Raw genomic sequence first — 13,284 nt, 5'->3', positions numbered from 1 at the left:
AATTCGTATTACCAATGACTTATTGTAACACGTAAAAATTATAAAATAGTGTTACAATAACCCATTGTAACACGTAAAAACTATAAAGTAGTGTTACAATGACTCATTGTAACACGTAAAAATTATAAAGTAGTATTACAATGACCTATTGTAACACGTAAAAATTATAAAATAGTGTTACAATGACTCATTGTAACACGTAAAAATTATAAAGTAGTATTACAATGAGCTATTGTAATACGTAAAAATTATAAAGTCGTGTTACAATGATTCATTATAACACGTAAAAATTGTAAAGTAGTATTACAATAAAAATTGTAAAGTAGTATTACAATGAGTTATTGTTACACAGCAAAAAATTAAAAGCCTCCGGAGTGTTCACTCAACTTGTGAAATTCTATCTTCAAATGTAATGATTAGTTCTGCAAGCTCCAATATTCCTCTATTTATCATCAAATTTTCTTCCTAAATCTTCCCTGTTCTTTCTCGCACAAACTGTGCTAAATCGCACATTTATTGTATTTCTTATTTTGTTTAATTCTCTGATATTCAGTTCGTTATTGTTTGGCATTGTCTTTGGAATACTAATAGCAAATCTAATCATATTATGGACAAAGAAATCTCTCAAAACCTTATTAATCAACGGAAATCTAAAAAATGGTTTATCGGTTTGTCGCTTGTGTTTGCCTTGCTTGTGTTGTTGTACTTTTTTAGAAATTCACTTCAATCTTCTTTGGAGGCTTCTAAAATCAGAACGGCGGTGGCTGAAATGGGCAGTATCGAAAATACGCTCACGGCTTCTGGTGAAGTAATTCCTGCTTTTGAACAAAGCATAACCAGTCCGATAAAAGCCAGTATCAAAAAGGTGTTTTTTAGCACGGGTGCTGCTGTAAAGGCGGGTCAGCCGATTATGGATTTAGATAAATCGCTGACGCTTATCGAACTAGAAAAGCTCAAAGACCAATTGGCTTTGAAACAAAATAGCATCGGAAAACTCAAGATGGATTTGGATAAAAAAATCTATGATTCCGACATCAGTGACAAAATAAAATCGCTGACTATCAATCGTCTCAGAGCCGATTTGGAAGATACCAAACGCCTGCAAAAAGTAGGTGGACGCACACAAGAAGATGTCACCAAAGCTGAAAACATCCTGAAAATTGCCGAATTAGAAAAAGCTCAATTAGAAAATGAATTGAATTATCATCGCAAATCTGTGGGGGCAAATGTGCGTGAGTCGGAATTGAATGCCCAAATTGAAAGCAAGAATTTAAAAGAATTACAGCATAAAATCACGATGGCGGATATTGTTGCCGACCGTGCTGGTGTGCTTACTTGGGTGAATGATAAAATTGGTTCTGCCGTCAACGAAGGTGAAATGTTGGCAAAATTGGCTGATTTGGGCAGTTTTCGGGTTGAAGGTTCTTGTTCAGATACCTATTCCGACCAATTGAAAGTGGGCATTCCTGTTATCGTAAAAGTCAATGAAATCAGTTTGCGTGGCATGGTGGTACAAATAAAACCTTCGGTAGCCAATGGCATTGTACAATTTTCGATTGCATTAGACGACAATAAACATGCTTCACTTCGCCCCAATATGAAAGTAGAAGTTTTTATCGTCACCAATCGCATCGCCAATGCCGTGCGTGTTGCCAATGGTCCTGCTTTCAATGGTAAAAGAAAAACCTCAGTATTTGTCTTGGAAAAGGGTATTGCTAAAAGGAGAGAGGTAGAAATCGGTTTATCGAATTTTGATTTTGTAGAAATCAAAAGTGGCATTCAAGCAGGCGAAAAAGTGATTATTTCGGATTTGAGTCAATACGAACATTTGAAGGAAATTAAAATTGAACAACGATGAAAAAGATTTTACTCGGCTTGTTGTTCATAGGCAATATATCCTTCGCACAACAAACGCAATTAAGTTTAGACGAAGCCGTACAAATGGCAAAAGATAAATCTATTGCTTCCAAACAGGCTTCTACCCAAAAGGAAACGGATTTTTGGCGGTTCAAATCTTTCCAAGCGGATTTCAAACCGCAGTTGAGTTTGAGCGGTGCTTTGCCAAGTTTCACTCGTTCCTTTATTCAAGTACTGCAACCTGATGGAACGGTGGCTTTTCAATCGGTATCCAACAATAACTCTACTTTAACGCTTGCTTTAAGCCAAAGTATAGCCAAAACAGGCGGAACGATTTTCATACAAAAGCAATTACAACGCTTTGATGATTTTGAACGAAACTCTACTTTGTACAATGGCGTGCCTGTGGCTTTTGGACTGAGTCAACCACTTTTTCGATACAATCAAATGAAGTGGGACAAGCAAATTGAGCCTTTAAAGTATTCAGAAAGTCAGCAAGTTTTTCTGGAATCTTTAGAAAAAGTGTCTTTGAATGTGAGTGATTATTACTTTGATTTATTGATTGCTCAGGTGAATTTACAGATTGCCGAAAAGAACCGAAGTAATAACGACACGCTGTATAAGATTGCTTCAAAAAGATTGGAATTGGGCAAAATTTCAGAAAATGATATTTTACAATTGCGTTTGTCGGTACTAAATGCCCAAAAAGATTTAGCTTCTGCCAAACAACAAGCAGAAGTAGCGACTTTGCAATTGAAAGCCTACATTGGTTACAGAGAAGAAAATAAGTTTGATTTGGCGATTCCTTTTCAGATTAAAAACTTTGAAATTGATGCACAAAAAGCCATTCGGGCAGCGCTGAACAGTCGTTCAGATGCGATTGCTTTTAGAAGGAGAATCCTTGAAGCCGAAAGAGATTTGAATAAAGCCAAAGCAGAAAATGGTTTAAATGCCAATTTGAATGTAGCTTTTGGTTTGTCGAATAGAGGAGCAAAACCTTTGGATATTTACAAAAATGCCCAAGACCGTGAATTTGTAGAAATTCAATTTACTTTGCCCATCATGGATTGGGGAAGGTCGAAAGCTCGAACAGAAACAGCAAAAGCGAATTTACAACTTACCCAGCAAAGTGTAGAACAAGACAAGCTGACATTCGAACAACAGATTTATACACAAGTAACACTTTTTGAAATGCTACAAAAACAAGTAAAGCTCACGGCAGAAACTGATGAAATTGCTACCAAACGTTATCAAATAGCACAAGACAGGTACATTTTAGCTGATTTGAGTATTACAGATTTGGGCATTGCTTTGCAAGAAAAAGACCGAGCTAAACGAGATTATATCGTTGCCCTCAGAGATTATTGGCGAGCGTATTATACTTTACGATATTATACTTTATACGATTTTGAACAAAATGAATCTTTAAATCTTAGAAAATAATCATGATTAAATTAAGCAACATCGAAAAGGTCTATCAGACCAGCAATATTGAAACATTGGCATTGAACAATATCAATATCGACATCAAAAAAGGAGAATTTGTATCCATCATGGGTCCTTCTGGCTGTGGTAAAAGTACACTTTTGAACATTATGGGACTGTTGGATGAACCTTCTACTGGAACAATTGCCATTGATAATAAGCCCGTTGAAAAATTTACCGATAAAGATTTGGCGTATTTAAGAAACCAGAAAATCGGTTTTATTTTCCAAAGCTTCCACTTGATTAATGATTTATCCATTTTAGATAATGTTGAAATCCCCTTGCTTTATCGTGCTTCAACGAATAAAAGTAGGAGAGAAGCTGCCAAAGAAGCTTTAGAGAAAGTTGGATTAAGTAATAGAATGAAACATTTTCCAAACCAACTTTCGGGTGGACAAAAACAGCGTGTTGCCATTGCCAGAGCCATTGTGGGAAATCCAGAAATCATTTTAGCCGATGAACCAACAGGGAATTTGGACAGTGCAATGGGCAACGAAATTTTGAACATTCTTTTACAACTCAATGCCGCAGGAAGCACCATCGTGATGGTAACACACGATGAAAACATGGCAAAGAAAACACACCGTTTGATTCGCCTTTTTGATGGCACACAAGTATCTTAATTTAAGCTCTAAACAAAATAAATCATGTTATTCAATTACATCAAAATAGCGTGGAAAGTCCTACTACGGCATCCATTCTATACTTTTATTACACTCTTCGGCATTACACTGACGCTCACAGTGCTGATGGTGATTACTTCTTTCCTCGACCATTTAGTGGGAAGTCACTATCCAGAATACAAAAGAGATAGGTCGTTATATATCATGAATATTGCCTTGCGAGATTCAGCCAGAACTTCTATGAATGGTGGCCCCGTTTCTTATAATTTTATTAAAGAACATTTAAAAACCTTGAAGACACCTGAAAAAGTAGGTTTTTCAACGATGATTAACTCGGCTAATTCGTATTTGAATGGTAAAAGAATCAAAGTAAGTACGAAGTTTTGTGATGCTACTTTTTGGGAAGTAACCGACTATGAATTTTTAGAAGGAAAGCCTTTTAACGAGCAAAATATTGCCAATGGCGAACACGTAGTAGTGATTACGGATGCCATGAAAAAACAGTATTTTGAAGATGAAACAGCTTCTGCCATTGGCAAAAGTATAGAAGTAGATAACGAGAAATTTAAAGTAATTGGCGTAGTAAAGTCTGCACCTGTTACTCGTATCATGACTTTTTCGGATGTGTTTTTTCCTTATAACTTACCCAAAAGTAATTACCAATCCAAAGGTTTGCAGGGTAGTTTTACCGCAATTATTTTGGCAAAAAACAAAAGTGATTTCAAGGCAATTCAAGATGAATTTGATGCCTCTGTCGGAAGAATACCTTTACCCATTATGAATTGGGGAAATAGGTATGATATTATAGATGTTAAAGCTCAACCTTATTTGGATACTTTTTTGTATAGTTTCACCAGAGATGGACAGGAGATTTTTCTATACATCGCTATCTTCTTTATTGTATTGATGTTGATGGGTTTGCCTGCTATCAATTTAGTGAATTTGAATGTGAGTAGAATCATGGAAAGGGCTTCAGAAATTGGGATTCGCAAAGCTTTTGGTGCACCTTCCAGTTCTTTAGCTTGGCAATTTATTATTGAAAATATTTTTATTACGATGATTGGCGGTTCGTTTGCTTTAATCCTTACCCTCATCATCATCAGTATTTTCAATGACAGTGGTCTCATTCTTCATGCCGATTTGAGTATCAATTTTAGTGTATTTGGCGTGAGTTTATTGGTTTGTTTGATTTTCGGTTTGCTTTCAGGTGTAGTTCCCGCCATCAGGATGTCAAAAATGAAAGTAATTGATGCACTGAAAAGTTCTTAGAGGCTATCGGACTTCGGCTATCGGATTTCGGCATTTTAGCTTTTAGCTATGAGCTTTGAGTTTTTTTTGATTAGTACAAATAAAAATAATCACTAAATCACTCACTCACTAATTCACAATTGAAGCACTCACTCATTCACTAAATCACAACTGCCCATGTTATCTCATTTATTTAAACTCATCTGGAACAAAAAACGCCATCATACTTTATTGATGGTAGAAATTTGGATTTCCTTTTTAGTACTTTTTGGCGTAATGTCGCTGATTAGTTACAACTTCAAAAACTATTTAGAACCCATCGGTTTTGAATATGAAAACGTTTGGGCTTTAGACTTGAATAAAAATCAAGATACCACAGCCATCATAGAAAAACTAAATACAATTTATCAGAAAATCAGAACATATCCTGAAGTAGAAGTAGCTACAAGGATGTCCAGTAATTCGCCTTTTTCATTTACTCACAGTAATGGAAATATTAGTTATAAAAAGACGTCTATTCTTGGGGATTATTATACCGCAGATGAAGATTTTATAAAGACTTTAGGTATGAAAACAATGCTTGGAAATTGGTTTAAAAAGGCTGATGTCGTAGCGAAATTCAAACCTGTGGTGATTAATAAAAAAGCTCAAGAAGCTTTGTTTGGAGAAGTGAACCCTATTGGAAAAATTATTGGAGATAATCAAAAAATAGTAGGAGTAATAGAAAACTTCAAAGCAAAAGGAGAATTTAGCAATAACAATCCTTGTATTTTTAACCTTGCGGACGATAAATATGATTATAATAAAGTTCTGGTTAAAGTTAAAAAAGGTACTGATGCTAATTTTGAAGCAAAACTAACCAAAGATATTGCCGCTGTTGCCAAAGAGTGGACAACTGAAGTAAGTTATTTAACTGATCAACGCCAAAATCAGCATAATTTAGCTTTAGTACCTGTGATTATTTTCTTGATTATTACCGTATTTTTATTGGTCAATGTAGCAATGGGTTTATTTGGCATTTTGAATTTAAACATTGCTAAGCGTCGTGAAGAAATTGGTGTTCGTAGAGCGATGGGAGCAACCGCAGGCAATATCAAAATTCAATTTGTGGGAGAAATGTGGGTAATTGCTACTTTTGGAATACTTATTGGGGTGCTCTTTGCCGTTCAATTTCCATTGATGAATGTATTTAATTTAGAAGCCAGTATTTATTGGATGGCAATTGGGCTTTCTATCGTAATTTTATATGGCATCGTTACGCTTTGTGCTTATCATCCAAGCAGACAAGCCGCCAAAATTCAACCAGCAATGGCTTTGCATGAACAGTAGCTTTATGGATTTCGGATGTCGGAAATCAGCTTTCGGCTTTGTTTCTGAAATAGTATTATATTAAATCCGATAGCCGAAGTCCGAATGCCGAGAACCTATAAAACATGAACAAAATATTAATCATAGACGATGATTTTGCTGTGCAAACATCACTTTCATTGATGCTTCGACAAGAAGGCTTTCAGGTGAAGACTTGCTCTTCACCTGTTTTGGCGATGGATGTTATCGAAGAATTTCAACCACAGTTAATCATACTTGACCTCAATTTTTCGATTGAAACTTCTGGAGATGAAGGGATGAAAGCCTTGAAAATCATTCGTCATACTTTTCCAAATATTGCTGTGATTTTGTTAACGGGTTGGGGAACAATTAATTTGGCAGTAGAAGGGATGAAATTAGGAGCAAAAGATTTTGTGACAAAACCGTGGCAGAACGGATATATTATTCAATCTATTAACACAATTCTAAATCTTTCTCAACAGAAAATACAATCGCCTAATCGAAAAAAATTAGACCAACAATACCAATTTGAACACATCGTTGGCAACGACCCAAAGCTTTTGGAAATCCTTGAAACAATTGGCAGAGTAGCGATTACCGATGCACCTGTTTTGATTACAGGCGAAAGTGGTACAGGAAAAGAACTCATTGCCGAAGCTATTCATCAAAATAGCAAACGACGACATAAGCCTTTTGTCAAAGTAAATTTAGGAGGTGTTTCGGCTACTTTGTTTGAAAGCGAACTATTTGGGCATACTCGTGGAGCTTTTACAGATGCTAAATCGGATAGAATTGGGCGTTTTGAATTGGCAAATAAAGGCACAATCTTTTTGGATGAAATTGGAGATTTAGACTTGTCGAGTCAAGTGAAATTACTCAGAGTTTTGCAAGACAGAACCTTTGAACCTTTGGGAAGTAGCAAAAGTAAAACTGTGGACGTAAGAGTAATTTGTGCAACCAATCGTAATTTAGAAGAAATGGTGGCGAACAATACTTTTCGGGAAGATTTGTTTTACAGAATCAATCTTATTTCAGTAAAATTGCCCGCTTTGCGTGAAAGACCTGAAGATATTGCAGCCTTGGCAATTTACTTTGCCAACAATTTGAAAACCATTTACGAGCGTCCAAATTTAAGCATTAGTCCGAAAGCAATCAATTGGCTCAAAACCTTGCCATTGCCGGGCAATATCAGGCAACTGAAAAATTTAGTAGAAAAAACCATTTTACTAACGCCAAAAGATGAATTGACGATTGAAGATTTTCAGAAAAATATCTCCATCAATGCTTCGTCCAGCAACAAAAATACTTTGCCAGAAGTAGGAGCGATGACTTTGGATGAAATGGAATTATTGATGATTCAAAGAGCGATGGCTTTTCATCAAAACAAAATTTCAAAAGTCTCCCGTTCCCTCGGCATCACTCGCTTTGCTTTGTATAGACGGTTGGAGAAGTTTAATATAGATTTTTCTATTGAGTGATTGAGTGAGTTAGTGATTTTATACTCAAAAAATAATTTACAAATCTTTGCAAATTTAAGGTGTTTATATTCCAAGTGTTTAAGTATTTTCTTTGGGGGAGTATCATTTAATCTTCTATTTGATAAAATCACTAACTCACTCATTCGCTCAATCACTCAATTAAAATCACTAATCACTAATTCACTCAATAAAACTTGTCTCTAAAATCCAAATATATCCTTTTCGTTACGCTCATTCATGCCGTGATTATCTTTTTAACTTTTCGGCTTTTGAATGAGAACAAACTCTATTTTATCCTTTCCGAAATCTTGGTTTTGGCTTCAATTGTGATTGCTATACAATTGTATCAAGATTTTATTCAGCCCTTAAAATTCTTATTAATGGGAGTGGAGGCGATAAAAGACCAAGATTTTGCTGTGAAATTCAAACCCGTTGGCAAGTACGAAATGGACGAATTGATTGCGGTATATAATGCTATGATTGACCAACTTCGGAACGAACGCCTGCAAGTAATGGAACAGCATTTCTTTCTGGAAAAACTGATTCAGGCTTCACCTATTGCCATTATGATTTTAGATTTTGATGGAAATATTACTAAAGCTAATCCTAAAGCACAAGAGCTTTTTACTTTGCCAGAACACTTTACCACGATTTTTCCATTGAGCCAAATTCAGCATCCAATTATTCCACATTTACTTTTATTAGAAAACAAAGAAGCCCAGACTATACAATTAAATGGTTTAGCGACTTATAAAATTCAGCGTTCATTTTTTATGGATAGAGGTTTCGCTCGTCCTTTTTTATTGATTGAAGAACTCACGACAGAAATTCTGGCGACAGAAAAGAAAGCCTATGGAAAAGTAATTAGAATGATGGCACATGAAGTAAATAATTCGATTGGAGCAGTGAATTCTATTTTAGATGTTACAAAAAAATATATCGAAGAACCTGATTTACAAAATGCCTTGAACGTAGCCACTGAACGAAATGATAGATTGAACCTGTTTATGCGACGTTTTGCTGATATTGTACGTTTGCCTTTGCCTAATAAAGAACTCAAAAGTATGAGTGCTATCGTCAACAATGCAGTTGCATTGATGCGTTTACAGATGGAACAAAAAGGTATTTCTTTGCAAACCGACTATCAAGAAAGTGCAAAACAGGTATCCGTTGATGTTGGACAAATAGAACAAGTTTTGGTGAATATTTTGAAAAATGCCCTTGAAGCTTGTGAAGAAAACGCTGAAAAAATCATACAAGTAAGCGTGACCAATACGCAAATACGTATCAGTAACAATGGCAAGCCCATTCCAAAAGCGATTGAACAGCAATTATTTACGCCATTTTTTAGTGATAAACCAGAAGGACAAGGCATTGGACTAATGCTTTGTAGAGAAATTTTAAACAATCATGGTTTTAATTTTTCTTTACAAACCAATGAGGAAAACATAACAGAATTTACTATTGATTTTGTTTAGAAGAAAGAAGTGGTAAAAAACAAAAGAGGTCAAAACCATAATGATTTTGACCTCTTGTAATATTGAAGAAAACGAAAATTATTTCGCCAAAGCAGCTTTAAGATTTTCATCTAATGCAGCCAAGAATTCTTCAGTATATAAATAATGCTCGCCATGATTCACTTTATTTCCGTGAATACAAACAGCTAAGTCTTTAGTCATTTTACCAGATTCAACTGTTTCAACACAAACTTTTTCTAAAGTTTGGCAGAAGTTGATTAACTCTTGGTTGTCATCTAATTTACCACGGAATTCCAAACCACGAGTCCAAGCGAAGATAGAAGCGATTGGGTTAGTAGAAGTTGGTTTTCCTTTTTGGTGATCACGGTAGTGACGAGTAACAGTACCATGTGCTGCTTCAGCTTCCATTGTTTGTCCGTCTGGAGTAATCAATACTGAAGTCATCAAACCTAATGAACCGAAACCTTGAGCAACTGTATCAGACTGAACGTCTCCATCGTAGTTTTTACAAGCCCAAACGAAATTACCATTCCATTTCAATGCTGAAGCTACCATGTCATCAATCAAACGGTGTTCGTAAACAATACCTGCTTCTACGAATTTCGCTTTGTAATCTGCTTGGTAGATTTCTTCGAAAATATCTTTGAAACGACCATCGTATTTTTTCAAGATGGTGTTTTTAGTAGATAAATATAAAGGCCATCCTTTGCTTAACGCCATGTTGAAACATGAGTGAGCAAATCCACGGATAGACTCGTCAGTGTTATACATTGTTAACGCTACACCGTCGTTTTTGAAGTTGAATACTTCAAAAGTTTGTGGTTCAGAACCATCTTCAGGCGTGAAAGTAACTGTTAATTTACCTTTTCCTTTTGTTAAGAAGTCAGTAGCTCTATATTGGTCACCAAAAGCGTGACGACCAATCATGATTGGAGCTGTCCAGTTTGGTACTAATCTTGGAACATTAGAACAAACGATTGGCTCACGGAAAACAGTACCATCCAAGATGTTACGGATTGTTCCGTTTGGCGATTTCCACATTTGTTTCAAGCCGAACTCTTCAACACGTTGTTCGTCTGGCGTGATTGTAGCACATTTGATACCAACGCCATATTGTTTGATAGCATTTGCAGCATCAATCGTTACTTGGTCGTTAGTTTCGTCACGGTATTCCATTCCTAAATCGTAGTATTTAATATCTACATCTAAGTAAGGAGTAATCAATTTATCCTTAATGAATTTCCAGATAATTCGAGTCATTTCGTCGCCATCTAATTCAACGACAGGGTTCGCAACTTTAATTTTTTCCATTGTGAAATATGCTAATTGGGAATTTTGAACTTTAATTGATTGAATTAATTCAAATTTCTTTTTATTAAAGAATTATTTTGGGGCAAAGGTAATCAATGAATTAATACGGAATGTGTTTTGTTTATCTAAATTCTATATTGATTCACTTGTGCTTGAGAAAAATACAATTTTTAGCACCTAAAAATAAAAATATTGAAAATCAGGCTTGATAAGAACCGAATATTTGATTTTTAACTGAAAATGCCATTTTAACCAAAATAGTAACAAATGCTTTGAAAATAATAAGAATTAATCTACTTACTTTGTATTTTGTTTGAAGGAGAATAATGCTAAAAATGAAGTGTTTACCCAAAAATGATTTTAATCAATTTTATTTGTGGAAATCAAAAAAATAAGTCCTAGTGATACTTGGTCAATCCGACAAAGCGTAATGTGGCCCGACAAACCACTTACTTATGTACAATTAGCCGAAGATGAAAATGGTTTACATTATGGAGTATTCGAAAATGCCGAATTGCTTTCAGTAATATCCTTATTTATAGAAAATGAAAATGCACAATTCAGAAAATTTGCCACACAAGTAACTCATCAAGGGAAAGGACATGGTTCGGCTTTACTTAATTTCCTGATTCACGAATGTGAAAAAAAACAGATTAAAAATCTTTGGTGCAATGCCAGAACAAGTGCTTATCCTTTTTATCAAAAATTTGGTTTTGAAATCGTGTCAGAAACTTGGACAAAAGATGGAATCGAGTTTGTGAAGATGAGTAAAACACTGAAAACCCAGATTTAATATTCATTAAAAATGACTGATTATATATTAAGAATTGATTGTCCTGACGAAAAAGGGCTTGTTCATAAAATTACAGGAGTACTTTTTTTCAACAATCTCAATATTGAACGTACTGACGAATTTGTAGATGTAGATAACAATCTATTTTTCATGCGTGTAGCCTTTTCAGGAGATTGCGAACCTGAAAGAATTGAAGATGGTTTAAGAGGAATTTTACCTACTTCTGCTAACATCGACCTTTCGACGAAACAAGTAAAAGACGTTGTGGTATTGGTAACAAAAGAACATCACTGTCTTTCAGATTTATTGATTCGTAATGAATTTAAAGATTTACCTTTCAATATTTTAGCAGTCATCGGAAATCACGAAGTCTTGCGTCCGCTTACTGAAAAGTTTAATATTCCTTTTCATTACATACCAGCCGAAGGCATTACTCGTGCCGAACATGAAAAGCAAATTGAAGAATTGGTAAGAAGTTATTCGCCAGATTATTTAATTTTAGCCAAATTTATGCGAATACTTACGCATGAGTTTACCGAGAAATTTAGAAAGAAAGTTGTCAATATTCACCATTCGTTCTTGCCAGCGTTTATTGGAGCAAATCCTTATAAACAGGCGTATTTAAGAGGCGTGAAAATCATTGGAGCAACAGCACATTTTGTAACAGATGATTTGGATGAAGGTCCAATTATTTTCCAAGATATTACTCGTGTCAATCATACCAAAAATGCTTTAGAAATGGCTCAGGCTGGACGTGACGTAGAGAAAATCGTGTTGGCAAAAGCCCTAAAATTAGTCTTTGAAGATAGAGTGTTTATTCATGGGAATAAGACGATCATTTTTGAGTGATGAGTTTTGAGTTGTGAATGAGGAGTGATTTTTTTATCACTCATTCAATGACATAATCACTCCTCATTCAGCACTCTCAATTCATCATTCAAAAGACTCAGCACTCCAAACACATAGTTCAAAATGAAATTATCAATCATCGTTGCCGTTGCAGAAAATGGCGTTATCGGACATAATAATCAGTTGATTTGGCATTTGCCAGAAGATTTAAAAATGTTTAAAAGGCTTACTTCGGGGCATCCGATTATTATGGGTCGTAAAACTTTTGAATCTATCGGAAAGCCTTTACCGAACCGTACTTCTATTATCATTACTAAAAATCCTGAATTTCAAATTGAAGGTTGTATTACGGTTCATTCTTTGGAAGAAGCCATCGAAGCCGCTAATGAAATTGAAGAAAACGAGGCTTTTATTATTGGAGGTGCAGAAATTTATCGTTTGTCTTTACCTTTTGCAGATAAAATTTACCTGACAGAAGTACATAATACCTTTGAAGGTGATACTTTTTTCCCTGCAATTGATAAAGACATCTGGGAAGAAGTAAACCGAATTGACCACGCCACAGACGAAAAACATTTATACAAATATTCTTTTGTGGAATTGGAAAAATGATTTGAAAATTTGAAGGTGTGCAGATTTGAAGATTAAGATTTAAGTTTTCGTGCGTTAGCATTTATTGAAATTCCGCTGTTTGAGCGGAGCGAGTCGGTTCGCCGATGCGATTCGGAATTTCTTGATTTTCTTTTGCGGTCCGCCGCTGCGGTTACTTTTCTTGCATCAAGGCAAGAAAAGTAAGAAGTGTACGGAAAGAGTTACTTAAACGATTTTAAACT

Annotated in this window: 11 protein-coding genes; 10 read left to right on the top strand and 1 reads right to left on the bottom strand. The window is 35.3% G+C overall.

Features of this window, described 5'->3' with window-relative positions; translation table 11 throughout:
* Positions 1 to 607 precede the first annotated feature (607 nt).
* The 7 genes from VB798_RS03420 to VB798_RS03390 all read left to right on the top strand — a co-directional run bounded on the left by VB798_RS03420 (position 608) and on the right by VB798_RS03390 (position 9,498).
* The gene (locus tag VB798_RS03420; protein ID WP_323255994.1) at positions 608 to 1,858 is read left to right on the top strand and encodes an efflux RND transporter periplasmic adaptor subunit; all 1,251 of its coding nucleotides are present in this window, start codon (positions 608 to 610) and stop codon (positions 1,856 to 1,858) included.
* Positions 1,855 to 3,300, top strand: coding sequence for a TolC family protein (locus VB798_RS03415; RefSeq protein ID WP_323255992.1), 1,446 nt, complete (start codon positions 1,855 to 1,857; stop codon positions 3,298 to 3,300). The genes VB798_RS03420 and VB798_RS03415 overlap by 4 nt, the downstream gene beginning before the upstream one ends.
* Before the next feature lie 2 nt (positions 3,301 to 3,302).
* Positions 3,303 to 3,965 carry an ABC transporter ATP-binding protein gene (locus tag VB798_RS03410; protein WP_323255990.1) on the top strand — a complete coding sequence of 221 codons (663 nt, stop codon included), beginning with the start codon at positions 3,303 to 3,305 and terminating at the stop codon, positions 3,963 to 3,965.
* A 24-nt stretch (positions 3,966 to 3,989) separates the two neighbouring features.
* A complete protein-coding gene (locus VB798_RS03405; protein WP_323255988.1) occupies positions 3,990 to 5,234 on the top strand; it encodes an ABC transporter permease in 1,245 nt (414 codons plus the stop codon).
* Between the two features lie 156 nt (positions 5,235 to 5,390).
* The gene (locus VB798_RS03400; protein WP_323255986.1) at positions 5,391 to 6,542 is read left to right on the top strand and encodes an ABC transporter permease; all 1,152 of its coding nucleotides are present in this window, start codon (positions 5,391 to 5,393) and stop codon (positions 6,540 to 6,542) included.
* A gap of 104 nt (positions 6,543 to 6,646) precedes the next feature.
* Entirely contained in the window at positions 6,647 to 8,020 is a 1,374-nt protein-coding gene (locus VB798_RS03395; RefSeq protein WP_323255984.1) for a sigma-54-dependent transcriptional regulator, read from the top strand.
* Positions 8,021 to 8,289: 269 nt separating this feature from the next.
* Entirely contained in the window at positions 8,290 to 9,498 is a 1,209-nt protein-coding gene (locus tag VB798_RS03390; RefSeq protein WP_323255982.1) for a sensor histidine kinase, read from the top strand.
* Between the two features lie 78 nt (positions 9,499 to 9,576).
* Here VB798_RS03390 and VB798_RS03385 read toward each other — a convergent pair whose 3' ends face one another.
* A complete protein-coding gene (locus VB798_RS03385; RefSeq protein ID WP_323255980.1) occupies positions 9,577 to 10,809 on the bottom strand; it encodes an isocitrate dehydrogenase (NADP(+)) in 1,233 nt (410 codons plus the stop codon).
* A 376-nt stretch (positions 10,810 to 11,185) separates the two neighbouring features.
* Here VB798_RS03385 and VB798_RS03380 point away from each other — a divergent pair, with 376 nt between their 5' ends.
* The 3 genes from VB798_RS03380 (at position 11,186) to VB798_RS03370 (ending at position 13,063) form a co-directional block, all read left to right on the top strand.
* On the top strand, positions 11,186 to 11,602 hold the full coding sequence (locus tag VB798_RS03380; protein WP_323255978.1) for a GNAT family N-acetyltransferase: 417 nt from the start codon (positions 11,186 to 11,188) through the stop codon (positions 11,600 to 11,602).
* Positions 11,603 to 11,614: 12 nt separating this feature from the next.
* A complete protein-coding gene (purU, locus tag VB798_RS03375; protein WP_323255976.1) occupies positions 11,615 to 12,451 on the top strand; it encodes a formyltetrahydrofolate deformylase in 837 nt (278 codons plus the stop codon).
* 123 nt (positions 12,452 to 12,574) lie between these two features.
* Positions 12,575 to 13,063, top strand: a complete 489-nt coding sequence (locus VB798_RS03370) for a dihydrofolate reductase (protein WP_323255973.1) — start codon at positions 12,575 to 12,577, stop codon at positions 13,061 to 13,063.
* The last annotated feature ends 221 nt before the right edge of the window (positions 13,064 to 13,284 follow it).

Source organism: Arcicella lustrica (assembly GCF_034930985.1).
GTDB lineage: Bacteria > Bacteroidota > Bacteroidia > Cytophagales > Spirosomataceae > Arcicella > Arcicella lustrica.
Note: the sequence above shows the minus strand (reverse complement) of the source record. Positions and strands in the feature narration are given on the sequence as shown.